22 protein-coding genes are annotated in these 22919 nt (G+C 55.4%); 3 read left to right on the forward strand and 19 right to left on the reverse strand.

Features of this window, described 5'->3' with window-relative positions; genetic code table 11:
• Window positions 1-26 precede the first annotated feature (26 nt).
• The 16 genes from KHW85_RS06560 to KHW85_RS06635 all read right to left on the reverse strand — a co-directional run bounded on the left by KHW85_RS06560 (window position 27) and on the right by KHW85_RS06635 (window position 16125).
• Window positions 27-956, reverse strand: coding sequence for a F0F1 ATP synthase subunit gamma (locus KHW85_RS06560; protein WP_291459266.1), 930 nt, complete (start codon window positions 954-956; stop codon window positions 27-29).
• 2 nt (window positions 957-958) lie between these two features.
• Window positions 959-2599 carry a F0F1 ATP synthase subunit alpha gene (atpA, locus tag KHW85_RS06565; protein ID WP_291459267.1) on the reverse strand — a complete coding sequence of 547 codons (1641 nt, stop codon included), beginning with the start codon at window positions 2597-2599 and terminating at the stop codon, window positions 959-961.
• A 38-nt stretch (window positions 2600-2637) separates the two neighbouring features.
• On the reverse strand, window positions 2638-3426 hold the full coding sequence (locus tag KHW85_RS06570) for a F0F1 ATP synthase subunit delta (protein ID WP_291459268.1): 789 nt from the start codon (window positions 3424-3426) through the stop codon (window positions 2638-2640).
• The gene (locus KHW85_RS06575) at window positions 3426-3989 is read right to left on the reverse strand and encodes a F0F1 ATP synthase subunit B (RefSeq protein ID WP_291459269.1); all 564 of its coding nucleotides are present in this window, start codon (window positions 3987-3989) and stop codon (window positions 3426-3428) included. Before KHW85_RS06575 ends, KHW85_RS06570 begins: the two co-directional genes overlap by 1 nt.
• Entirely contained in the window at window positions 3989-4192 is a 204-nt protein-coding gene (atpE, locus tag KHW85_RS06580; protein WP_178703982.1) for an ATP synthase F0 subunit C, read from the reverse strand. Before atpE ends, KHW85_RS06575 begins: the two co-directional genes overlap by 1 nt.
• A gap of 48 nt (window positions 4193-4240) precedes the next feature.
• A complete protein-coding gene (gene atpB / locus KHW85_RS06585; protein WP_291459270.1) occupies window positions 4241-5128 on the reverse strand; it encodes a F0F1 ATP synthase subunit A in 888 nt (295 codons plus the stop codon).
• Between the two features lie 65 nt (window positions 5129-5193).
• Complete coding sequence (locus KHW85_RS06590; RefSeq protein ID WP_291459271.1) at window positions 5194-5661, reverse strand: hypothetical protein; 468 nt, start codon at window positions 5659-5661, stop codon at window positions 5194-5196.
• Window positions 5658-6806, reverse strand: a complete 1149-nt coding sequence (locus KHW85_RS06595) for an MraY family glycosyltransferase (protein ID WP_291459272.1) — start codon at window positions 6804-6806, stop codon at window positions 5658-5660. Before KHW85_RS06595 ends, KHW85_RS06590 begins: the two co-directional genes overlap by 4 nt.
• 19 nt (window positions 6807-6825) lie before the next feature.
• Window positions 6826-7470, reverse strand: a complete 645-nt coding sequence (locus KHW85_RS06600) for an L-threonylcarbamoyladenylate synthase (RefSeq protein WP_291459273.1) — start codon at window positions 7468-7470, stop codon at window positions 6826-6828.
• A 6-nt stretch (window positions 7471-7476) separates the two neighbouring features.
• Window positions 7477-8346 (reverse strand): HemK/PrmC family methyltransferase, encoded by an 870-nt coding sequence (locus tag KHW85_RS06605; protein WP_291459274.1) that lies wholly within the window; start codon window positions 8344-8346, stop codon window positions 7477-7479.
• The gene (gene prfA / locus KHW85_RS06610) at window positions 8343-9443 is read right to left on the reverse strand and encodes a peptide chain release factor 1 (protein ID WP_291459275.1); all 1101 of its coding nucleotides are present in this window, start codon (window positions 9441-9443) and stop codon (window positions 8343-8345) included. Before prfA ends, KHW85_RS06605 begins: the two co-directional genes overlap by 4 nt.
• A gap of 89 nt (window positions 9444-9532) precedes the next feature.
• Window positions 9533-9754, reverse strand: a complete 222-nt coding sequence (rpmE, locus tag KHW85_RS06615) for a 50S ribosomal protein L31 (protein WP_009409245.1) — start codon at window positions 9752-9754, stop codon at window positions 9533-9535.
• 196 nt (window positions 9755-9950) lie between these two features.
• Window positions 9951-11615, reverse strand: coding sequence for a DUF5129 domain-containing protein (locus tag KHW85_RS06620; protein ID WP_291459276.1), 1665 nt, complete (start codon window positions 11613-11615; stop codon window positions 9951-9953).
• Window positions 11616-11908: 293 nt separating this feature from the next.
• On the reverse strand, window positions 11909-13633 hold the full coding sequence (rho, locus tag KHW85_RS06625) for a transcription termination factor Rho (protein WP_291459277.1): 1725 nt from the start codon (window positions 13631-13633) through the stop codon (window positions 11909-11911).
• 204 nt (window positions 13634-13837) lie between these two features.
• Entirely contained in the window at window positions 13838-14800 is a 963-nt protein-coding gene (thrB, locus tag KHW85_RS06630; protein WP_291459278.1) for a homoserine kinase, read from the reverse strand.
• 20 nt (window positions 14801-14820) lie between these two features.
• A complete protein-coding gene (locus tag KHW85_RS06635; RefSeq protein ID WP_291459279.1) occupies window positions 14821-16125 on the reverse strand; it encodes a homoserine dehydrogenase in 1305 nt (434 codons plus the stop codon).
• Between the two features lie 356 nt (window positions 16126-16481).
• Here KHW85_RS06635 and pflB point away from each other — a divergent pair, with 356 nt between their 5' ends.
• The 3 genes from pflB (at window position 16482) to pflA (ending at window position 19948) form a co-directional block, all read left to right on the forward strand.
• Window positions 16482-18602 (forward strand): formate C-acetyltransferase, encoded by a 2121-nt coding sequence (pflB, locus tag KHW85_RS06640; protein ID WP_291459280.1) that lies wholly within the window; start codon window positions 16482-16484, stop codon window positions 18600-18602.
• Window positions 18603-18674: 72 nt separating this feature from the next.
• A complete protein-coding gene (grcA2, locus tag KHW85_RS06645; RefSeq protein WP_009409237.1) occupies window positions 18675-18926 on the forward strand; it encodes an autonomous glycyl radical cofactor GrcA2 in 252 nt (83 codons plus the stop codon).
• Window positions 18927-19066: 140 nt separating this feature from the next.
• Complete coding sequence (gene pflA, locus KHW85_RS06650; RefSeq protein WP_291459281.1) at window positions 19067-19948, forward strand: pyruvate formate-lyase-activating protein; 882 nt, start codon at window positions 19067-19069, stop codon at window positions 19946-19948.
• A gap of 178 nt (window positions 19949-20126) precedes the next feature.
• Here pflA and KHW85_RS06655 read toward each other — a convergent pair whose 3' ends face one another.
• Genes KHW85_RS06655 through KHW85_RS06665 form a run of 3 tightly spaced genes read right to left on the reverse strand, consistent with a single transcriptional unit; the run spans window position 20127 to window position 22823 of the window.
• Window positions 20127-20771 carry a sugar O-acetyltransferase gene (locus KHW85_RS06655; RefSeq protein WP_178704009.1) on the reverse strand — a complete coding sequence of 215 codons (645 nt, stop codon included), beginning with the start codon at window positions 20769-20771 and terminating at the stop codon, window positions 20127-20129.
• Entirely contained in the window at window positions 20771-21478 is a 708-nt protein-coding gene (locus KHW85_RS06660) for a gamma-glutamyl-gamma-aminobutyrate hydrolase family protein (protein WP_291459282.1), read from the reverse strand. The genes KHW85_RS06655 and KHW85_RS06660 overlap by 1 nt, the downstream gene beginning before the upstream one ends.
• 19 nt (window positions 21479-21497) lie before the next feature.
• Entirely contained in the window at window positions 21498-22823 is a 1326-nt protein-coding gene (locus KHW85_RS06665) for a C1 family peptidase (RefSeq protein ID WP_291459283.1), read from the reverse strand.
• Window positions 22824-22919: the final 96 nt, after the last annotated feature.

Raw genomic sequence — 22919 nt, forward strand, 5'->3', positions numbered from 1 at the left:
TTCTATTTTCTCCATGTGCACGGGCCTCAGCCCTGGACCAATGCGTCGGCACCGCCCACGATTTCAGTGATCTCTTGAGTGATCTCCGCCTGACGGGCCGAATTCGCCAGACGCGTGTATTTCGTAATGAGCTCTTCTGCATTATCCGTCGCCGTATGCATTGCGCGCTGGCGCGAAGCCAACTCTGATGCGGCAGCTTGCAAAAGAACATTTCGGATCCTGCTCGAGACATACAGCGGAAGCAGGGTGTCAAGAACTTCTCCGGGTGAAGGAATGAACTCGTACTCGGGGAAGAGCTCAGCATTCACCTTGTGCTCACCGCGTTCCTCATCGCGTTCACGATCCCCTTCAGGAGCATCGACAACGGAAAGAGGAATCATTCGTCGAACCTCAGGAACCTGACTCATCATCGACTTGAACCGCGTGTAAACCAAATGAACTTCGCACACGCCAGTCATAGGATCTGAATCGGTAAAACGCTCAAGAAGTTCACGAGCGATTTGACTGCTGATCTCCTGGGAAGGCGAATCAGACTCCCCTTCCCAAGAATCTTCGATCTCCACGCCCCGGAAGCGGAAATACGCCTGAGCGCGTCGACCGTAGGTGTAGAGGACCGGAACCTTTCCTTCTTCTTCGAGGCGTTCAACAAGACGTTCGGCCTCGCGAAGAATCGTTGCAGAGTAGGCTCCGGCCATCCCTCGATCGGAAGCAACCACAAGGACCGCGACACGTGGCGTATCGTGACGCTCACGAGTCAGCGGGTGGTCAAGGTCCGTATGAATAGCGACAGCGGCAACTGCCTGAGTCAGAGCCTTCTCATAGGGTCCAAGTTCAGTCGCTGCCCGACGCGCAGCACCAATTCGCGATGCCGCAATCATTTCCATCGCACGAAAGACCTTAGCCAGCGTCTGCGTAGATGCAATCCGCTGTTTATAGATCCTTTGTTGTCCGCCCATACTCAGGCCTCAGACACTACCGGGCGCGAACGAACGATTTCTTCCTGAGAACGCTCGGCCTGCACCTCAGCGTCATCAAGTGAGACCGGTGCTGCCTTCGCGCTCACCCATTGGCTATGGAAGGTCTCAACCGCAGCGCGCAAGGCTTCTTCGGTTTCCTTCGAGAGCTCGCCGGTAGCGGCGATCTCATCAAGCACCGTGGAGTTTGCACGCAAGTAGTCGAGCAGACCGCTTTCAAAGGAGAGAACTTCGCTGACCTCGAGGTCATCGAGGTAACCATTTGTTCCGGCCCAGATTGAGGCAACCTGGTCTTGAACAACATAGGGCGAGTTTTGCGGCTGCTTGAGAAGCTCCATGAGACGCTCACCGCGGGTGAGCTGACGACGCGTTGCAGCATCAAGATCGGATGCAAACATCGCGAAGGCCGCCATCGAACGGTACTGCGCAAGCGTGAGCTTCAATGTACCGGCGACCTTCTTCATCGCCTTAATCTGAGCAGCGCCACCGACACGAGACACCGAAATACCGACATCAACAGCCGGTCGCTGGTTCGAGTTGAAAAGGTCAGACTGAAGGAAGATCTGACCATCGGTAATCGAAATAACGTTGGTCGGAATGTACGCGGAAACGTCATTTGCCTTGGTTTCGATAATCGGCAAACCGGTCATCGATCCCCCACCGAGTTCATCGGAGAGCTTCGCACAGCGTTCCAGCAAGCGTGAGTGCAAGTAGAAGACGTCACCGGGGTATGCTTCACGCCCCGGCGGACGGCGCAGAAGAAGCGAAACCGCACGGTAGGCCTCAGCCTGCTTAGAAAGGTCATCGAAAACGATGAGGACGTGCTTGCCCTGGTACATCCAGTGCTGACCAATTGCGCTACCCGTGTAGGGAGCCATGTACTTGTAGCCCGCGGGATCCGAGGCCGGAGAAGCAACGATCGTCGTGTACTCCATTGCTCCGGCATCTTCAAGAGTCGAGCGAACCGACGCGATTGTCGAGCCCTTCTGGCCGATAGCGACATAGATGCATCGAACCTGCTTGTTGACATCGCCCGAAAGCCAGTTGTCACGCTGGTTAATGATCGTGTCCAAGGCGATCGCGGTCTTACCGGTTTGACGGTCACCAATGATGAGCTGACGCTGACCACGGCCAATCGGGATCATCGAGTCGATCGCCTTCAGACCGGTCTGCAGCGGCTCGTGAACCGACTTACGCATCATGACACCAGGGGCCTGAAGTTCCAGCGCTCGTCGACCTTCCAAGTCTGTGATATCACCGAGGCCATCAATGGGGCGACCCAGCGGGTCAACGGTACGACCGAGGTAGCCATCGCCAACGGGGACTGAGAGCACTTCACCAGTACGGTAAACAGGCTGGCCTTCTTCAATGGAGGAGAAATCCCCAAGGACAACAGTACCGATTTCACGTTGTTCTAGGTTCATAGCAAGCCCCAGCGTCCCGTCCTCGAAACGCAGGAGTTCGTTTGCCATAGTTCCGGGAAGCCCTTCAACGTGGGCAATACCGTCAGCAGTTTCGGTAACATGACCGACTTCATCGGTCGCAACCTGTGCAGGTTGATACGATTCCACGAAAGAGTCGAGCGCCGCCCGTACTTCCTCGGGGCTAATGGACAGATCAGCCATTGAGCATTCCTTCTATCTATTCCTCAGACACATCGGGCTTAACCGACGATCGAACGTTTGAGAGCGCCAACTCGCGTCGCCAGTGATGCATCGACTCGCTCCGTCCCCATTCGGATGACGAGGCCGCCGAGCAGTTCAGGGCGCAGCGTATAGGTTGCCGAAACGGGGCTGGCCAGCTTGGCCTCAAGAATCTTCTCGAGACGCATCTTTTGGTCGTCGCTCAGCTCGTGTGCCGACTCAACGAATACGAAGCGTCGACCGGAGAGCTTTGCGGCGCGAACAGCCAATTCCCGCAGCTTTCCCAAGAGATGACCATGCGAGGTTCGTCCCACGCATCGGCGTAAAAGACGCAGACTCGGCTGGCCAAGAACACTCTGGAACACCGTCTGGGCAAGATTTGCGCGTCCCTTCGGAGAAAGTGCAGACAGGTCAGAGAGTTCATTTCTGAGATCGCGATGTGACTGAAGGAAAACAGAAACCGCAACAAGCTGAGCTTCTGTTTCTTCCAATACCCCATCAAATTGCGCGCTGAGCAGCACTGCATCGCAGCCTGCTTCTTCGACAGCGTGCACGATGTCACGCGGACGGGACCAGTGACCCGCTACCAGGTCATGCAGACACTGAATCGAGACAGCAGATACAACCGGAGCAAAAAGACGATCAACAAGAGCGTCTTTATCACTCTGTTCTCGCGAAGGGTCGGTGAGTGCACGTTGGACAGAAGAATTCGTTCGCAAAAAGTCTGCGACACCGAAAAGATCTTCCGCTACCTTCATACGCTCATCGCCCGCCTGCGCAAGACGTTCGCGTAACAACTCAGGAGTCATCAGTTCACACCACCAATGGGAACTTCTTCAGCCTCGAGTTCATCCAAGAAGCGATCCACAACGCGAGCAGTGAGATCAGTATTCTCCAGATGCTCACCCACGAGCTTCTCTGCGAGTTCGCTAGCGAGCAAACCAACATCGCTACGCAGGCTAATCTGCGCGGCCTGCCGCTCGGCAAGAATCTGGCGTTGAGCGGCATCTTGCACGCGCTGAGCCTCTACCTGCGCATCAAGACGTGCCTGTGCGACGATCTGCTGGGCCTGAGCACGTGCATCTTCACGGATCTGGTGAGCCTCAGCCTGAGCGTCGCGCAGTAGCTCATCTTTCTTACGCGAAGCAAGAGAGAGATCTTCACGAGCTTTCTCAGCGTTATCAAGGCCTTCCTGAATTGCATCACGCCGCTGGTCGATCATCGAGTAGATCCGCGGCAACGCGTACAGACCGACGACCAAGAGAATCACCAGGAGAACCAGCGCTGACCAGAAAATCTCATAGAGAGGAGGCAGAACAACGCCAATTCCTCCGACCGATCCCTCGGACATAGGAACAAGCTGTGTGAACATCAGACGATGAAGGGCAGAACGAAGCCGATCAGGCCAAGAGCCTCAGCAAGTGCCGCACCAATAATCATGTTGGTGAAGAGCTTACCGGCGATCTCAGGCTGGCGTGCGGTTGCTTCCTGGGTCTTTCCCACGAGGAGGCCAATACCAATACCAGGGCCAATCGCAGCCAGGCCGTAGCCGATGTAGGCAAGGGATCCGGTCATTTTTCTTTCCTTTTCCTTTGGTGAATCAGTCGAAGGCGCAAGAAGCCTTTAGTGTTCTTCGACTGAAAGCTTGATGTAGACCGCTGTCAGCATGGCGAAAATGTACGCCTGCAAGACAGCTACGAAAATTTCGAAGAGCGTCGCCGCAACCGCGCCAGCTCCGGTTAAGAGGGCACCAGTCTGTTTCATACCGGCAGCGATGAGAAGGTTCGACGTTCCAAAATAGGTCAGTGCAAGAAGCAGGTGCCCTGAAATCATGTTGCACAGAAGACGAATAGCCAAGGTTGCGGGACGAACAATAAAAGTCGAGAAGAACTCGATGGGGGTGATGAGGAAGTAGATCGGCCAGGGCAATCCCTTGGGGAAAAGCTGTGACTTGAAGAAATGGAAGAAACCGTACTGTTTAATTCCGGCACCCACGAATGAGACGTAGGCGATGACGGCAAAAACAATCGGCACGGCCATCACAGAGGAGGCTGCGATATTCATCCCGGGGATAATTCCCTGGATATTCATGAAAAGGACGCCGAAGAAAACAACACCGATAAAGGCGGCCCACCGACGGCCTCGGCCTTCACCCAGCATCGCGACGGAAATACCATTGCGAACAAACTCGGCTGCCATTTCGAGGAGGACCTGTCCCCGCCCCGGCATGAGCTTGACACTGCGGGCACCGAGCCAGAAAACCAAGCACAGTGTAATTCCGGCGACCACGCGCACCAGTGTCAGCCGATTGAATTGGAAGAGCGTCCCCTCACCAAAAAATGCATCGGGGAAGAAATCATGGATACCGGGTGCGTGGGGCGCCTGCGTAACAGCGGGAATACATGTTGCAGCAGCAATCAGTGCGACAATACCGATGAGGACCTTGTACCACAAAGGCATAGCGTAGCTGCGTTGCGCGGCCTTCTCTTCGCCGAGAACTGTCGATTCCACGTGCTCCACTTCCTCACTAGGGTTAACCCGGTCCAGTCTAACCCAGCTAACCAGAGATCAAGAACTCATCCCTGAGAATTTTGTTCTTTCGTCAACTCCGACGAACAGTCGGCATCTGTGATCGCTGGCTCTTCCTCAACCGGAACCTCACGAATTATGCGTGATAAAGCGACCCCAAGGCCACCGAAAACAACAAAGTGCTCACAGATGAGAACAAGTCCGGTGACAATCGCAGATGCCCCCAAGGCTTTGCTCAGGAACAATCCGCCGATCAGGATGGCAAATGTTCCGAACATATGGACCCATATCCACATCGGTCGGGTAGTTGCATCACTACGAATCATGGCACCAAGACACAGATGCGTGACAGCGCCCAATGCCAACATAAGTACAGGAAGAAGCAAGCTACGCAGGCCGTGTCCGACGCATGCCTGCCATACACCGACAATAAAGGCACCCGCAGCAACGACCCCCCACAGGCGGCACATGACCAACTGAATATCTCTTTGATGCGCCTGCAAAGAATCACTCATGCATTTTCCTTGGAATTCTCGGGAGTGGTTACAACGTGATCCTGACGCGCACGCCGACGCGCACGCGTAAAAGCGGGGAATTCTGAAGCGGTGAGCCAGACCCCCAAGGCCAGCGCCGGAAGCGCCCACAGTACAACACGTTTCCAGTCATGAACAAGAATGGCGACCGGAGGAAAAGCTACTAGGGCTGTCCACATCCACAAGATTGCGACAACACCTCGGTGCGAGTGTCCCCTAGCAAGTAGACGGTCGTGGAAGTGTGAGCGATCCGCATGGAAGGGGCTCTTCCCCCTGAGCATTCGTCGAATCGTGGTGACGACAAGATCTCCAATGGGGACGCAGATCACCGAAATAGGAAGCAATAGCGGAAGGAAGGAAACCAACAGCTGTTGTCCGCCTAAAACAGAAGGGTCAACCTGCCCCGTCACGATGATTCCTGCAGCGGCCAGAACCAAGCCCATTGTCTCAGAGCCCCCACCCATCATGATTGAGGATGGGTGGAAGTTGAACCACAAGAAGCCCAAACAGACTCCGACCAAGGTAATGACCGCCAAAGATGCAGTCGTAGCGTATGAAGCCGCCCCCATGATCCGCGTGAGCACATAGGAATAGACGAAGAAGGCAGCAGCTCCGATCCCGACGACACCAGCAGCCAAACCATCCAGGCCGTCAATAAAGTTCACCGCATTCATAATTCCGACGATGAGGAAAACGGTGAGCATCAAGGAAAGACGTGAGGAGCCGATGGTGACACCAAAAATTGGGAAACTTACCAATTGCACGCCGTTGAAAGCCATCGATCCTGCGATCAGAATCTGTCCGGAAAGTTTCGTCAGCCAGTCCAATTCCACGACATCATCGACTACGCCGAGAATGCACATTGCGAGTGCACCCACGACAACAGCCCAGGCAGCATTCGTTTCAAAGAGAGGCGACATATAGGGAATTCGTGCACTGATGAGCATCGTGATCACCAGGGCGATGGTGATCGCGATTCCTCCAAGTCGAGGAATCGGAGTGGATTGGATATCTCTGCTGCGCAGCTTGGGGACAATCCCCCAACGCAGGCATGCCCAGCGGACCAGCGGTGTCAGCAGCACGGTGAGTGCGGCAGCCACGACCATCAGCAGGACATAAACCTTCACGGCGTCGATGTCTCCTCCCTCAGCGAGCTAGGGGCTGGTAGTCCAGCACCCTGGCAATATCTTCTACGCTCAGTGCTCCTTCGCGAAGTACGCGGGCCTGTCCGTGTGCACAATCGATAATTGTTGACGGTTGTGCACTCTGGGTCGGCCCCGAATTCACGTAGTAGTCTACCGTGCCACGGAAGTATCCGAGCGCTTCATCAATATTTGTCGCAGGAGGTTCTCCCGTTAGGTTGGCTGAGGTCACTGCCATCGGTCCCACGGCCTCGAGCAGTTCACACACTTGCGGATGGTTGGGCATGCGAAGCGCGACTGTACCGTGAGTTTTTCCAAGGTCCCAGTTCACGCTGGGGTTTGCACGCACAATCAAGGTCAGCGCACCCGGCCAGAAGGCTTTCATCAGCCCAATGGCATCGTTATCAAGGTCAATTGAGACGCTCCGCGCTTGCTCAACAGAGGCGACGAGGACGGGAGGCGGCATTGTCTCTCCTCTGCCTTTCGCCGCAAGAAGACGGCGAACACCCTCGTGATCGTCGGCGGATACGCCGATTCCATAAACGGTATCAGTTGGCAGGACAACCAACGCTCCCTGCTCGATCTGTCCTTTAAGGAGGTCAAGCTCGTCCTTTTCCCAACCATGAGTGCACTCAAAAATATGTTCCACTGTGAATTACTTTCTCTGTGTTTTCCAAGCGATAAGGAAACGCTCAACTCCGCTTAAGTCACTGCGAGTATGAACCTGAGTAAATCCGTTCATCACCGCGATTTGCCGGAGCGTCTGTGCCTGCGAGGGAGAGTGCTCCATCGCCAGGATTCCTCCACTAACAAGGAGCTCGCGCGAGCGTTCAATAATCCGACGAGGAATCTCAGTACCGTCGTCTCCCCCACCATAGAGGGCGCGCTCCGGATCCCGCTGTGCCTCAATTTGCGTCGGCGCTTCCTGAGCCGGTACATAGGGCGGATTTGTCACAACCAATGCGGTTTTTCCATTGAGCTCGCTGAGAGTATCGGTGGCCGTCGCGTCCCCCTTGACGAGGCGAATCTGGGCTTTCGGGTATCGAGCGAGGTTGCGCTCGGCGTAAGCAAAGGCATCGGAGTCAATTTCAACGGCGGTCACCTGATGACCAGTTTCAGTAGAAAGTGCAAGCGCAATCGCTGCAGACCCAGTACACAGATCAACCCATTCACCTTCAGGAAGCGCTCCCAAGCGCGTCAGCTCCTCAACGTGCTCGACAAGCATCTCCGTTTCGGGCCGAACAGTAAAGACTCCTTTACCGCCGAAAAGAACAAGGCCTCTGAAATACATTTCACCGGTCACATGGCTTCGCGGGCGACGGAGGGCACGTTGGGTGACTGCAGCGCGGTAGGCGGCCTCGTTGGATGGAGGAACCTCGCGGGGGGCAAATAGTAAAGAATCAACGCCCAAGGCCCACGTTAAGAGGTGGCGCGCCTCGGCCAAGGGAGTTGCTCCCCCCTCGTCGCCCTCAAGAGTGCTCAGGAGGGATGAACCCCACACAATAAGCTCAGCTTGCGAACTCATACATGTGCGTCGGCGGAGGCGAGACGTTCGGCCTCATCTGCGCTTTGAAGAGATTCAATAACCGGGTCAAGCGCGCCGTCAAGCACCTGGTCAAGGTTGTATGCCTTGAAACCGCTGCGGTGATCAGCAATGCGATTCTCGGGGAAGTTGTACGTACGAACACGTTCCGAACGGTCAACAGTTCGCACCTGAGAAAGGCGCTGTGCCGAGGCCTCGGCCTCGCGCTTGGCTTTCGCTTCAGCTGCTAAGCGCGAAGCAAGAACACGAAGCGCGGCCTCTTTATTTTGAAGCTGAGACTTCTCATTTTGCATGGAAACGACGATCCCCGAAGGAAGGTGGGTAATGCGAACAGCTGAATCGGTGGTATTCACCGACTGCCCACCCGGACCTGAGGAACGGTAGACATCAATTCGCAAATCATTGGGGTCAATGACAATCTCATCATCGACTTCAAGTTCGGGCATGACGAAAACGCCCGCAGCACTGGTATGTACACGTCCCTGCGACTCGGTGACGGGAACTCGCTGTACTCGGTGTACTCCCCCTTCATACTTCAGGTGCGCCCACACTCCTTCATCTGGTGCGGGATTACCAGATGCTCTAATCGCAAGGGTGACTTCTTTAAAACCGCCTAGCTCCGTGTAGGTGGAGGACAGCTCAGTGGTCTTCCACCCCTTCGAATCCGCGTAGCGCAGATACATCCGGGCAAGATCAGCCGCAAAGAGTGCGGATTCCTCACCGCCTTCACCTGCTTTGATTTCCAAGATGACATCGCAGGCATCATCGGGATCTCGCGGTGCAAGGATAGACAGAAGGTGTTCGTGAGCGTTTCGCTCTGCTTCTTCCAATGCGGGGATTTCCTCTGCGAAAGAGGAATCGTCTTCGGCAAGCTCCCGAGCGGCCTCGAGATCTCCCTGCGCATGCTCCAGCTGATCCGCAGCGGCTTTAATGCGCGAAAGCTCCGCGTAACGACGAGAGACTTGCTTGAGAAGCTTGGGGGAAGAAAGGACCTCCGGATCAGACATTCGAGTTTCAAGCTGCGCGTGTTCGTCAAGTAGCGCGTCCAATGCGGAGAATTCTTCTCCAAGAGCACTCATGTCTGATCCTTCCTGCGGGAGTAGTTCAAGGGTAGCTGTTTAAACACATCGGCGCCGACGACCATAAGTCGTCGGCGCCGAGTAAAAGCTCACTTGGAGGGGCGTACGCGCTTTCCGTAACGCGCCTCGAAACGGGCGACACGACCGCCGGTGTCGAGGATCTTCTGCTTGCCGGTGTAGAACGGGTGGCAAGCGGAGCAGACGTCCACGCGCATCTCGCCAGAGGTGATGGTGGAACGGGTGTGGAAGGTGTTGCCGCAGGTGCAGGTCACAACGGTATCCACATATTCGGGGTGAATGCCCTTCTTCATGGAAATATCTCCTGGATCGTTTGGTGCTCCGGGTCCGAAATGCAGTGCTCATTGCATCTGGCAATGAGTCACTTTCTTCGATTCTCTCAAAGAAGCACTCCGGTGAGGCGGAAGCCGACATGACATTATGCCATGCGAATCGCTAGTTTTTCACGCTCAGTTCATTCGCCGTGCGTGAAATAGGTAATGCTCTGGTCTAGAACGACGAGGAAGACCCAGAGCCCGAGAAGCCCCCTCCTGAGCTTCCATAGTCGCTACTCGACGAATCACTACTGGGTGTCCACGAGTGTGCGGACTGATAATACGTACGGTCAGTCGATAGAGGTTGATAGAGGTACCAGTTATCCGTGGAGGAGTTCCGACCCGCATAGGTACCGAATGCGGCAGCCTTCAAGGCAGCAAGATCGATACCCGCGGACTGAGAGTTCAAGCGGATAGTTTTCGCGGGGTCGTAGTTATGCAGAACACCGTTCAGGTGGTAGTACCCGGTGTAATCGGCAGAATCGGCTGCTTCGCGTTCCTTCTGGGAGTTCTCCCACTGCTCGTAGCGCTTATCGCTATTCGAGGAAGGATCGGCCTTCAAGGACGCAAGAATAATTCCCTTTGCCCAGCGGCGGGTGCCTTCAGCGATTTCATCGAGCTTTTCAAGGGCAGCGATTGGAGTAATTCCACCCTTTGCCAGTTGTTCTTTCAGGGAGTCGATCAGCGCCATTTGCTGGCTGGACCACTGAAGGATTTCATCACGACCACGTATGGCATCTGGAGTGCCCATTTCCTCACTCACAGAAGTGACCAATTCACAGAGGACCTCGAGGTCTTCCATGACCGGGCCAATCTCTTTCATCCAGACGTCAACCCATCCGGCTCCCAGATTGAAGAACTCAGCCGCGGCAGCAAAGGTGTCATCGCTCGCATCCATAGATTCGGTACGCTGACGCAGGTCAGCACTGGTGTTATTGAGCGCTGCGCTGAGGGTTTGCAAGAAGGTGGGATTACCGATTTCATCCCATTCTTTCCCGGCCTCGACGAAATCTGACTCATAGCGCTTATAGCGCATGTCAAGTCCGGTCTTGTATTTGCCCGCATCCCCGATACCTGCGAATGCTTGCTCTGCACGGTAGCGATCTGCCTGAACAACATCCCAGTGTGCTCGCGCTTCACGAAGGTTCCGCTTTGTCAAGGAACGCAGACGGAACCCTCTGAGCAGGTTTGCTGCACCGGCAATCAGCAAGACGAAAGAATAGAAAGGCGGGACAGAGTCTTCCCCACCGTTACCGGAAGAGTCCGGCACATACTTGGCAGCCGCCTGAGCTGCCTGGAGCATCCCCTGACTCCAATCAGCGGATCGAAAATCGTTCTTCGCGGCCTCTTGAATTGTGCTTTGTTTCGAAGAAGAAACCTTAACGTCTTCACCAAAATACGTCCCAACTTTTCGGTAGCTGGGGGAAACCGCAAGAATTACCAAGCCGTCTGCCCACTTATCCCGGCTTGCGTTTAACCATTCTTTGTGGTTTGAACGAGCATAGTTCAAGACTGCTTCGTTGAGATTGCCAGTCGGCACGTTATCGGTTGAGAGAATCACCAGTTTAATAGGCTGACGAAAACCTATGGATTCCATGGCTGCATCCAAGGATTGCCCGTTGACATCTTCGAAGACTGACGATTGATCTTCAACGACAACCTCAGGAGCGAAATCGGCCTTACTTGCTCCGCTGATCCCGTTTTGGATAAAAGAACTCAGGAAAAATAGCGGACACACAGCCATCAGTGCTAGCGAAAGCAGTAATCGGACCACGCCACGTCGACGCATGTTCTGAGATCTTTCGGGAGTTTCGGGTGAAGCTTGAGGTGTATTCGACATGAAGCTATTTCTCCTAACGCAGATTCACTGAGGATACGCGCACCGTCAAAGACTAAACAAATGGAAGCTAGCCAGTCATGCGTGTCTGCAGGCTGGCCTCGTCGCTAAAAAGAAGAAGACGGTAGACTCCGCGTCGCTTTGCGCTGAGCTGTTTCTTCTGTCTGAGGCAGAAGAAGGACGAGGTTTACGCGCCACGCTTGCTGCTCTCCTCACATGGTGTTTTTAGAGTGTTTAAGCAGCAAAACAAACGGGGGCGAAAGGATTTCTCCTTCCGTCCCCGTCAGTCTCGCCGATTAGTCGGCAGATGGCACTTGCTTTTGAACCAGCATGAGGAATTCTGCGTTCGACTGCGTTTCCTTCAAACGATCCAAAACCGCTTCCAGCGCACTTTGCTGATCCAAAGTGCCCAAAACGCGGCGCAGCTTCCACATAATGCGCAATTCTTCGGGCTTAAGCAGCATTTCTTCGCGACGCGTTCCCGAGGCATTGATGTCAATGGCAGGGAAGATTCGACGATCGGCAAGCTGGCGAGACAGACGCAGTTCCATGTTGCCAGTACCCTTGAACTCTTCGAAGATCACCTCATCCATCTTCGAACCGGTCTCGACAAGAGCCGAAGCGATGATGGTCAGTGATCCGCCCTCGCGCAGGTTACGTGCGCCACCAAAGAACTTCTTGGGCGGGTAGAGCGCCGAGGCGTCAACACCACCGGAGAGGATTCGACCCGAGGCCGGTGCGGCGAGGTTGTACGCACGCGAAAGCCTGGTGATTGAGTCAAGAAGAACGACGACATCTTGACCGAGCTCGACCAGACGCTTGGCGCGTTCAATCGCCAGCTCTGCAACAATTGCGTGATCCGATGCGGGACGATCAAAGGTCGAAGCAATAACCTCACCCTTAACGATGGAGCGCATATCGGTCACTTCTTCAGGACGCTCATCAACCAGAACGACCATGAGGTGAACCTCGGGGTTATTCAATTCGATTGCCTTGGCAATCTGCTGGATAACCATGGTCTTGCCGGCCTTTGGAGGCGAAACAATCAAACCACGCTGGCCCTTACCAATGGGGGCAACCAAGTCGATCACGCGAGGAGTGAAGGCTTTTGCCGAGGTCTCCATTCGCAGTTGTTGGTCAGGGTAAATCGGCGTGAGCTTGGAGAACTCGCGGCGCGCCTGCGCGTCTTCAACGCTCATACCGTTGACAGAGTCAACGCGAACCAGTGCATTGTACTTCTGGCGCTGGCGCTCGCCTTCACGGGGTGCACGAACCGCACCTGCGACAGCATCACCGGGACGCAGTCCCCAGCGACGAACATTGCCGAGGGTCACATAAACGTCATTGGGTCCGGGTAGGTAGCCGGAGGTACGAACGAATGCGTGGTTTTCTTGAACGTCCAAGATGCCCGCAATTGGTGCAAGATTCTCTTCGGAGACCGGCGCAGACTCACGACGCTCGCCACGCTCTACGCGTTCATTGCGCTCACCGCGTTCACGACGTCCCTCACGTCCGCGTCCACGGCGGCGCCCTTCGCGATCACGACGGGAACGATCGCGAGCCTCGGGATCATCACTATCGGGAAGAGCAATCTCAATGTGCTGTGCCGGTGCGGGAGCACTCTCCTCTTCTTCGTGACGGGTCGGAGTTGGCAGATCCAAGGTAACGGTCTGCGGTTCTGCAGCCTCACTGGAAACAACGCGACGACGACGGCTCTTTCGCAGAAGGCCAGCGTCATTCGACGAACGCTCTTCCGAGGTTGACTGCGAAACGGGAGCAGGCAGTTCAATATTGATCTGCGGGGCCTCACTCGCTTCCTCACGCGCAAGGCGACGGCGACGCGAACGCGGGGCCTCTTCTTGTTTGGGCGCGCCACCTTGCGCAGCACTGAGCGCCTCAATCAGCTGGGGCTTACGCATTGCAGAAACGCCTTTAAGGCCCAGTTCGGTGGCCATGGCTTTGAGTTCCACCAACTTCATGTGCGACAATTCGCGCTCTTGGGTGGTCACATCGTTGCTCAACTGGTAATCCTCACATGCATGGTCTCACAACAGACCAGGTGAACTTCTCAATCAACATGAGATGAATAGAAAGGACATGTTCCAACAGGAACACGGAAGAATTTCCACATTTGGAGATCGAAGGATTTCCTTCAGTGCGATAGTAGCAAGCTAAACGCGTTTTCTCACTACTTTCACGCAAACAGTTTTGCTCTGCGCGCTAAATCACACAAATAGGCATCCATCGTTAATCTTTGAAAGATTGCCGCGAGTAATTTGAAGACCTGACGTGGCAAGTTTCAAAGGACGCACTGCCCACCCTGCTGTCTGAGCATCGGTTTGAACCTTGGGATCAATGCTTTCAAGACTGAGCACTGTCGGTCCTGCACCAGAGATCACCGCTGCTTTACCAGCACCGCGAAGCCAGGTCACCAAAGCATGAGAAGGTTGCATTGATTGACGTCGATAGTCTTGGTGCAGGCGATCTTCAGTCGCAGCCATGAGCAGGTCATGAATATTCTTTCCCGCCCCAATAACGTGGTTTTGTCCGCTGAGGACGGCACCCAAGATTCCAGCACGCGAAAGATTAAACTTTGCATCATCAAAGGGGACCTGCTGCGGAAGTACAGCGCGCGCTTTCGAGGTCGCCAGCTCAAAATCAGGAATAAAGGCAACGGGCTCAATCGGCGCTTCCCCTGAAAGACGCAACATGCCCGGCAGCTCACCATCCATCCATGAAATTGTCACTCCGCCAGAGATAGCTGGGGCGACGTTATCCGGATGGCCTTCCATCTCGGTCGCAATCGAAAGGATATCCTCCGCGGTAAGAGCCTCGGGATCCCCAATAAGCGCACGAGCAAGCCCAAGACCAGCGACGATTGCCGAGGCCGAGGAACCAAGGCCTCGAGAATGAGGAATCCGGTTCATACAGCGCATCTGGATGCCAACCTGTGCAACGCCTGCTGCATCCAGCCCCATACGCAGTGCCTGAACAACAAGGTGATTTTCACCTTCGTCGAGGACTCCCGCCCCTTCACCTTCAATGGTCACGTGGGTTGTCCCCGCGGTCGCATGGACACTCACCTCATCCCACAGGTCTAAGGCAAGACCGAAGGAATCAAAACCAGGTCCGAGATTAGCCGAGGTAGCGGGAACGCGGACAGCGACAAAATCTTGAGTGATGCGCATGGAGGGTCACTTTCCAGAATTTAGATATCCAGGAGCGGGAAGATTGCGGGTGGAACATGAGCGCTGAGCTCATGCACCAGAGCCTCGACGAGGCCATGAGCACGGTCTCGCGCGACAGCCTGGGTCGTCAGGGTCACAACGCTTTCTCCTTCAGTATCCCCCGCTTCGATATCGATCCCCTGTAGCGACACTTCGCATGAGGAACACACCCGGCTCACAGATTCACTCACACCTGAAGTCGTCGGGATGCTCAAACGGATAATGAATGGCGAAACAACACTCCAATTGTCTGAAAGCTTCACAGGTAACTCATCTTCTTCACGCATTGCCCCCAGCCCGCTGAGGCGGTCACGCGCGGCGGCAACAATGTCCCCCAAGACAGCCGAGGCCGTTGGGAAGCCACCCGCCCCAAGGCCTAGGAAAGAGAGCGTTCCCGCAGCCTGGGCATTGACAAATACACCGTTCGCAGGTCCATGAAGAGAGGCGAAGGCATGATCGAGAGGGACGAACGTCGGCTCAACCCCTAGACGAAGAACAGGCTCTCCTGCCTCCTCATCATATTGAGCGCGAGCTACAAGCTTAATGACGTAGCCCAGACGTTCGGCCAACGCAATGTCGTCTCTCGACAGTGCGGTGATCCCCTGACGGGGCACACTCTCAACGCTGACCCATCGCCCAAAGGAGAGCGAGGACATAATTGCGCATTTTGCTGAGGCATCATAACCCTCAACATCGGCACTGGGATCAGCCTCTGCGAACCCCAATCCCTGGGCCTGAGCCAAAGCTTCGCCATAGTCCGCGCCCTGAGTGGTCATTTGATCAAGAATAAAATTTGTCGTCCCATTGACGACTCCAGCAATCTGGCGAATTCGATCGCTGCGCAGGGATGACGTCAAAGCGCCAATCACAGGTATTGCACCGGCGACGGCGGCTTCGAAATAGAGGCGGGTATTCGCCTCACGCGCAGCAGCAAAAAGCTCGGGCCCACGAGAAGCAATAAGAGCCTTATTGCCAGTGATGACCGCGCTGCCATTCTTCAGGGCAGCCATGACATAGTCGTACGCCGGATCGACCCCGCCGATCAATTCAACGACAAGATCTTTTCCCGCAATGACTTCATAGGGATCAGTCGTCAGCAATGACGAATCAATAGGGAAGGCGCGCTTGGCTTCTAGGCGTCGAACGAGCACGGATTGAACCTCGAGACGAGTACTCAAACGACGCTCATATTCATCCGACCACTGTTGAAGAAGGTGGATCACATGAGCGCCAACAGTGCCTGCACCCAAAACTCCAATACGGATCGGGGATGGTGTCGTGTTCACATTTACTCCTCGTGGGCGCCAAATCGGCACGTATATCTTCAGCTGAAATTGCTCATGGACCAGTGATGAGTCTACTGTGCACGCCCCCTGAAGGCACAGGGGCATCGACCATTGAACTACATACCGCACACTCAAAGACTAAAAAGGACTTTTGTCCTACACTATGAGTGATCGGGGCGGCAAAAGTCCCAGATTGTTAGACATGGCATATACACAGAACAGGCATAAAGATGCTGTCGGTACGCCAAGTGCGAGAGACTATTAGCAGATGCCCGATACGGCACCAAAGATGAGGCCGACGCCTTATCAACCGGAGGTTTTCAGTCCGAAAGCCACGGCAACCGAGAAGAGGGAACATGACTGATCAGCAGACCGCCGACGTCACAACCGACGCCTGGGATGGTTTCGTCAAGGGCCATTGGTCCGAAGCAATTGACGTGCGCGACTTCATCCAGCACAACTACACCCCTTACGAAGGAGATGCTTCCTTCCTGGCCGGGCCGACCGAAAAGACCCTGCGCGTCTGGGAGACGCTCGAAAAGGACTACCTGTCCAAGGAGCGTAAGGTTCGCATCCTCGATGTCGACACCCATACCCCCGCCGATATCGACGCTTTCAAGCCGGGCTACATCAGCGATGATGACGACGTCATCGTCGGCCTGCAGACCGATGCACCTCTGAAGCGTGCAATGATGCCAAACGGCGGCTGGCGTATGGTCGAGACCGCTATTAAGGAAGCCGGCAAGGAAGTCGACCCCGAGGTCAAGAAGATCTTCACCCAGTACCGCAAGACTCACAACGACGCGGTCTTCGATATCTACACGCCTCGTATCCGCGCAGCGCGTTCCTCCCACATCATCACCGGTCTCCCCGATGCATACGGCCGTGGCCGCATCATTGGTGACTACCGCCGTGTTGCACTGTACGGTGTTGACCACCTGATCGAGGAGAAGCAGAAGGACAAGGATCGCTACGCAGATCAGCCCTTCTCAGAGCACTGGGCCCGCTACCGCGAGGAGCACTCGGAGCAGATCAAGGCTCTGAAGAAGCTCAAGAAGATGGCAGCCGACTACGGCTTCGACATCTCCGGCCCCGCTCGCAACGCACACGAAGCAGTCCAGTGGACCTACTTCGGCTACCTTGCCTCTGTGAAGTCCCAGGACGGCGCCGCAATGTCGATCGGCCGCCTCTCCGCATTCTTCGACTGCTACTTCGAGCGCGATCTTAAGCGCGGAACCCTCACCGAGCTCGAGGCTCAGGAGATCATTGACTCCCTGGTCATCAAGCTCCGCATCACCCGCTTCCTGCGCACGATCGATTACGATCAGATCTTCTCCGGAGATCCCTACTGGGCAACCTGGTCGGATGCAGGCTTCGGCGAAGATGGACGCACCTTGGTCACCAAGACCGCTTTCCGTCTTCTGCAGACCCTGCGTAACCTGGGCCCCGCACCCGAGCCGAACATCACCATCTTCTGGGATGAGAAGCTCCCCAAGGGTTACAAGGAATTCTGCGCACTGATCTCGATCGAGACTTCCTCCATTCAGTACGAGTCCGACGAGCAGATTCGTGAGCACTGGGGCGATGACGCAGCCATCGCTTGCTGTGTCTCCCCCATGCGCGTTGGCAAGCAGATGCAGTTCTTCGGCGCCCGCGTGAACTCTGCAAAGGCTCTCCTCTACGCCATCAATGGTGGCCGCGATGAGATGAGCGGAAAGCAGATCATGGAAGGCTACGAGCCCATTAAGGGCGACGGCCCGCTCGACTTCGACGAGGTCTGGGCAAAGTACGAAGAGATGCTGGACTGGGTTGTGGGCACCTACGTTGAGGCCCTGAACATCATCCACTACTGCCACGACCGCTACGCCTACGAGTCAGTAGAGATGGCGCTGCACGATTCCGAGATCGTCCGGACCATGGGTTGCGGCATTGCTGGCCTGTCCATCGTTGCTGACTCCCTGTCCGCTATCAAGTACGCGAAGGTTTACCCGATTCGCGACGAAACCGGACTGGTTGTCGACTACCGTACCGAGGGAGACTTCCCGACCTACGGTAACGATGACGATCGTGCCGACGACATTGCAGCAACTGTCGTTCACACCATCATGGATAAGATTCGCGCAATCCCCATGTACCGTGATGCAATCCCGACCCAGTCGGTGCTGACCATTACCTCGAACGTTGTTTACGGTAAGGCAACCGGTTCCTTCCCCTCGGGCCACCAGAAGGGCACTCCCTTCGCACCCGGTGCAAACCCCGAGAACGGTATCGATACCCACGGCATGGTTGCCTCCATGCTTTCGGTCGCCAAGCTCGACTACAACGACGCACTGGACGGCATCTCACTGACCAACACCATTACCCCTCAGGGTCTTGGTCGTACGCGTGACGAGCAGATCACCAACCTGGTCGGCATCTTGGATGCAGGCTTCGTTCCGGACGATTCCTGCGCCTACGACGGCACCAAGGGTTACTGATAGAAACAAGTCTTAGGCAAACGGAACACCGCTTGCCTATCCGGCCCCACCCGGAAGAAAAGGAGAAATGAAATGGCAACGAAGACCTACGAAGAGCGTCTTGCTTCCATGAAGGCCGCCCGCGAAGAGCGTGAGGAAGGCGCTGGTCTGTACCACGCCAACATCAACGTTCTCGACCAGGCAACCCTCGAAGACGCAATGGAGCACCCCGAGAACTACCCGAACCTGACCGTTCGCGTTTCGGGCTACGCAGTGAACTTCGTGAAGCTCACCCGCGAGCAGCAGCTGGACGTGCTTTCCCGCACCTTCCACCACTCTGCCTGAGCGTAGATGACATGAATGGGGCGCTGGCCGCAGGGCCCGCGCCCCATTCATTTATCTGGCGGATCATGAAATTTCTCTTATCTTTCTTTCGTTCCTCTAGGTAGGAACCAACCTTTGGGTAGTAATCCACGGAGCACACAATGACCATGACTATGAGCAGCGCTGAGCTACTTCGCGATCAGGATTTCCAGGCACCCACGGCTCGAACAGCCGGCCAGGGTGTTGAAGGCCTGGAAGAGTTGACCGACCTTGAACGTTCGGATCGCTTGGCTCGAATGCGTGAGGGAACCCTTGGTTCAATCCACTCATGGGAATTGGTCACTGCCGTTGACGGCCCTGGAACCCGCATGACGGTCTTCCTCAACGGCTGCCCACTTCGCTGCTTGTACTGCCACAACCCCGATACCTTCCTCATGAAGGATGGCGCGCCCATTTCAGATGTGGAGCTTTTGAATAGGATCCGTCGCTACCGCAGGGTTTTTAAAGCGACCAACGGTGGAATTACCCTTTCCGGTGGCGAGGTCCTCATGCAGCCGGCATTCGCCAAGCACATTATCTTGGGCACGAAAGCCATGGGGATCCACACCTGCATCGATACCTCCGGTTACCTTGGCGCTAACTGTGACGATGAGATGCTGGACAACCTTGATCTTGTCCTTCTGGACGTGAAGTCTGGCTTCCCCGAGACCTACAAGGAAGTCACTGGCCGTGACCTTCAGCCGACCATCGACTTTGGTGATCGCATCGCTCAGCGGGGCGGTCCGACCAGAATTTGGATCCGCTTCGTCTTAGTTCCCGGTCTGACCGATGATCCGGAGAACATTCGCCGAGTCGGCGAGATCGTCTTGCGATGGAAGAACGTCATTGACCGTGTTGAGGTTCTTCCCTTCCACCAGCTTGGTTCCGATAAGTGGAAGAGCTTGGGACTCGAGTACAAGCTGGAAGATACGAAGCCACCATCGCCCGAAGCAACAGACAAGGTTCGTGAGTACTTCCGCAGTCTAGGCTTCGAAGTCCACTGAGAAACTGTAGACGGGCAAAAGTTATGCCGCCCCTCGAATCCCATCTAGATTCAGGGGCGGCTACTTTCTTGTCACGATTGAGGCTTTATCGTTCCTACATCGACGAAGGCTGTGCTGACTAAGAAAATCGGCACGCATATCGAACGACAGGTGTGCACGTCCTCTCACACCGTAAGTTCTACTCCGTATTGGCCTCCTGGGAGAGCGAGCCCAATGCACCGTGCAAATCCTCCCGCTCACGCAGCTCACGGATCACGCGAGCAGGATTACCCACAGCCAAGCTATAAGGCGGAAGTGAGCGCGTGACAACCGATCCTGCTCCGACTACCGAGTCATGGCCAATTGTCACTCCCTGGCATACTGTTACCCCGCTTGCCAGCCACACATTATCTTCAATAGTGATGGGCTCAGCGCTCTCCCACCCCGCACGGCGAGGCCCGTGTTCCAAGGGATGAACGGGAGTCAATAATTGACAATTCGGACCGATAAGAACGTCATTACCGATACGAATTTCTGCAACATCGAGCGCGGTCAAGCCATAGTTCACCCAGACCCCCTCGCCGATATGAATATTAAATCCGTAGTCAACGCGAAAAGGCGGACGAATTGTCACCCGTTCCCCGACGCTGCCGAGGATTTGCTGAAGAAGATAGTGCGCAATATCAGGGTCGTCTGGAAGTGCCTGCTCGTAGAGTTTCAACAGGCGCTGCGAACGCTGTGAAACCTCAGCCATTTTCGGGTGATCTCCGATATACCAATCCCCCGCGAGCATCCGCTCCCAGTTATTACGCCCATCGGCGTCGAAATTTCCATGCTGGCGCATTAACTATCCCAATTTCGCAATAGTGCAAGCAGCAACTCCATCGAGTACCGATCCGAACGCGGATCCTCGGGATGCCACTGAACGCCAAGAATCCGGCTATTGGGATCCTCAACAGCTTCGATCACGCCGTCGCTGCTACGCGCACTCACCTGCAGCCCATCTCCCACCCGGTCAATACTCTGGTGATGCGCTGAGCTAACCGTCAGCTCGTGGCCAAAGCCGGCACGAATCAGGACTGATCCTTCATCTACGACAACCTGGTGACGCGCAAAACGTTGGTCATCAAGAAGAGTCGGGCTCTCATGACCATCCATGTCTTGAATCAAGGTGCCGCCGTAAGCAACGTTAATCACCTGATGCCCGCGGCAAATTCCAAGAAGCGGTATATTCCGTTCGCGGCACAATTGGACTAACGCGATTTGCCGCCGGTCACCTTCTGGCCAATGCTGGCCTTCTCTTGGGTAACCAGACTCCATGCCGTAAAACTCAGGAGCAACATCTGGTCCTCCCAAGAGGATCACTGCATCGACACCTTCAACAAGCTGCTCGGGCAAGCGAGGATCGCTATCCGCAATATGCAATCGCACATCCCAGGTAGTGACAGCACTGCTCAAAACACTCCCTTGCAAAGCTTCTAGCAAGGCCTGTTCCCGAGAAGTGGCACGGTGATCGGTCAGGGCACTGACCAGAAGGGTCGGGCGACTCATCACGTCTCCTTAATATCACTCAGGCCAGAGTTCCCATGGGGTCCCATGCGGGCAAAACGATGGGTTCAGAGTCCACTGCGGCAGCTAGGTCTTCAGGAAGTGCACTCTTAGGCACAACGACCTCGAAAACGTTATCGGTGAACCATTGATCATCCATGGTGAAGAAGCCGGAATCTCCGGGTTCGTCACCCCAAGAATTCTCAACCCTCCACGCGCGAGGTTGTCCGGCCTCGTCAAGGTCAACTCCGGTAAAGAGCATCGCATGGTCCATTGCTGACTCGCCCGAGCGCACCCGCTCCAGCTTCGTCGAGCTGAAATCGACATCAAAAAGACCGTCATAGTCATGGATACCGGTCACAAAGAAACCGAGGCCTCGATCATAGGGCTGAGAGACATCGGCACCGAACCACACAGCCTCACCTGCAGCGATCTGTGCAGCCGCAATGCGCTTAATCTCTTCAACGGGGGCATTCAGGTAACGAATCGGACGTCCACCCACGACATTGCCCAAGTGCTCGACAGTCTCCATCGATCCCTTCGGGTTTTCAGGACGGGGATCATCAACTAGGCAGATGTACTCGCTGAGATCCACGCCCACGTGGCGCTCGTAGAACTCGTGAGGAGTGATCTCACCGTCGCGGTGGAAGTTACCCTCATCATCACGCCACTGCCAGTTAAAACGCACGGGCGGCTCACCCAGGCAGACAACAAGAATCTTCCACACATCAGCCAAAATCTTGCGATGCTGAGTATCGACTTCCTCAGCGCTTGCACCGGCGGCAATGGCCTCGCGCAGACGAAGGGCACCAATGTGGAGTACTGCGCGCAGGCGCGCGTTCATTGGGCGCGAGTTGGTCGATGCCTCACTTTCAGGCATGACTTCCTTGGGTACCAAGCCATACTTCATATAGACCGAAACAGCCATATCCCACTGGCCACCATCGCCCAAAACATCGCCCAGCAGGAACTGAACCAGACGGCCGTCAACAGGCTCGCCCGAAGTGGCAATGATGTCGGTCAGGAACCAGTTGGCGCGTTCGAACTTATCCCAGAAGAATACGTAGCTCTGAGAGAACTCGAAGTTCTTGACCCCCAGGCTTTCGCGCGCCCGCGAGCGCAGGAAGTTCAGCGAGGAAAAGAGCCAGCAGCGGCCGGACTTCTTCTGAGAAGTTGCCTTCCAATCATCCAAGCGGTGTGAAACAGCTGTGGAAGTGTGCTGAATCTTTTCGCGGTTCAAAGAAGCGGCTTCAATTCCAACTTGGGTTGCGGCATTCCTGGCCAGCGCGACCTTGGCGCTTTCCTCTTCGCGCAACTGCATCAGGAGGTCGTTGGAGATCTCAGGCATATTGTCGTCCTCTCATTTGACTAGTACTTTAAGCATCTTTGCTTCCTCCATACTACGCTCCTGAGGGGTATCTCCCCGTTTCTGTCCATGGTCGAG

Origin of the sequence: Actinomyces sp. oral taxon 181, assembly GCF_018370895.1 — a bacterium.
Taxonomy (GTDB): domain Bacteria; phylum Actinomycetota; class Actinomycetes; order Actinomycetales; family Actinomycetaceae; genus Pauljensenia.

What these genes read in the sequence shown, in the direction of transcription:
- KHW85_RS06620 (WP_291459276.1), bottom strand. Translation starts at nt 11,615, where the DNA reads ATGTCGAATACACCTCAAGCTTCACCCGAAACTCCCGAAAGATCTCAG.
- KHW85_RS06605 (WP_291459274.1), bottom strand. Translation starts at nt 8,346, where the DNA reads ATGAGTTCGCAAGCTGAGCTTATTGTGTGGGGTTCATCCCTCCTGAGC.
- KHW85_RS06575 (WP_291459269.1), bottom strand. Translation starts at nt 3,989, where the DNA reads ATGTTCACACAGCTTGTTCCTATGTCCGAGGGATCGGTCGGAGGAATT.
- KHW85_RS06590 (WP_291459271.1), bottom strand. Translation starts at nt 5,661, where the DNA reads ATGAGTGATTCTTTGCAGGCGCATCAAAGAGATATTCAGTTGGTCATG.
- KHW85_RS06570 (WP_291459268.1), bottom strand. Translation starts at nt 3,426, where the DNA reads ATGACTCCTGAGTTGTTACGCGAACGTCTTGCGCAGGCGGGCGATGAG.
- grcA2 (WP_009409237.1), top strand. Translation starts at nt 18,675, where the DNA reads ATGGCAACGAAGACCTACGAAGAGCGTCTTGCTTCCATGAAGGCCGCC.
- KHW85_RS06655 (WP_178704009.1), bottom strand. Translation starts at nt 20,771, where the DNA reads ATGCGCCAGCATGGAAATTTCGACGCCGATGGGCGTAATAACTGGGAG.
- KHW85_RS06660 (WP_291459282.1), bottom strand. Translation starts at nt 21,478, where the DNA reads ATGAGTCGCCCGACCCTTCTGGTCAGTGCCCTGACCGATCACCGTGCC.
- KHW85_RS06560 (WP_291459266.1), bottom strand. Translation starts at nt 956, where the DNA reads ATGGGCGGACAACAAAGGATCTATAAACAGCGGATTGCATCTACGCAG.
- atpE (WP_178703982.1), bottom strand. Translation starts at nt 4,192, where the DNA reads ATGACCGGATCCCTTGCCTACATCGGCTACGGCCTGGCTGCGATTGGC.
- rpmE (WP_009409245.1), bottom strand. Translation starts at nt 9,754, where the DNA reads ATGAAGAAGGGCATTCACCCCGAATATGTGGATACCGTTGTGACCTGC.
- thrB (WP_291459278.1), bottom strand. Translation starts at nt 14,800, where the DNA reads ATGCGCATCACTCAAGATTTTGTCGCTGTCCGCGTTCCCGCTACCTCG.
- atpA (WP_291459267.1), bottom strand. Translation starts at nt 2,599, where the DNA reads ATGGCTGATCTGTCCATTAGCCCCGAGGAAGTACGGGCGGCGCTCGAC.
- prfA (WP_291459275.1), bottom strand. Translation starts at nt 9,443, where the DNA reads ATGAGTGCTCTTGGAGAAGAATTCTCCGCATTGGACGCGCTACTTGAC.
- pflA (WP_291459281.1), top strand. Translation starts at nt 19,067, where the DNA reads ATGACCATGACTATGAGCAGCGCTGAGCTACTTCGCGATCAGGATTTC.
- KHW85_RS06665 (WP_291459283.1), bottom strand. Translation starts at nt 22,823, where the DNA reads ATGCCTGAGATCTCCAACGACCTCCTGATGCAGTTGCGCGAAGAGGAA.
- pflB (WP_291459280.1), top strand. Translation starts at nt 16,482, where the DNA reads ATGACTGATCAGCAGACCGCCGACGTCACAACCGACGCCTGGGATGGT.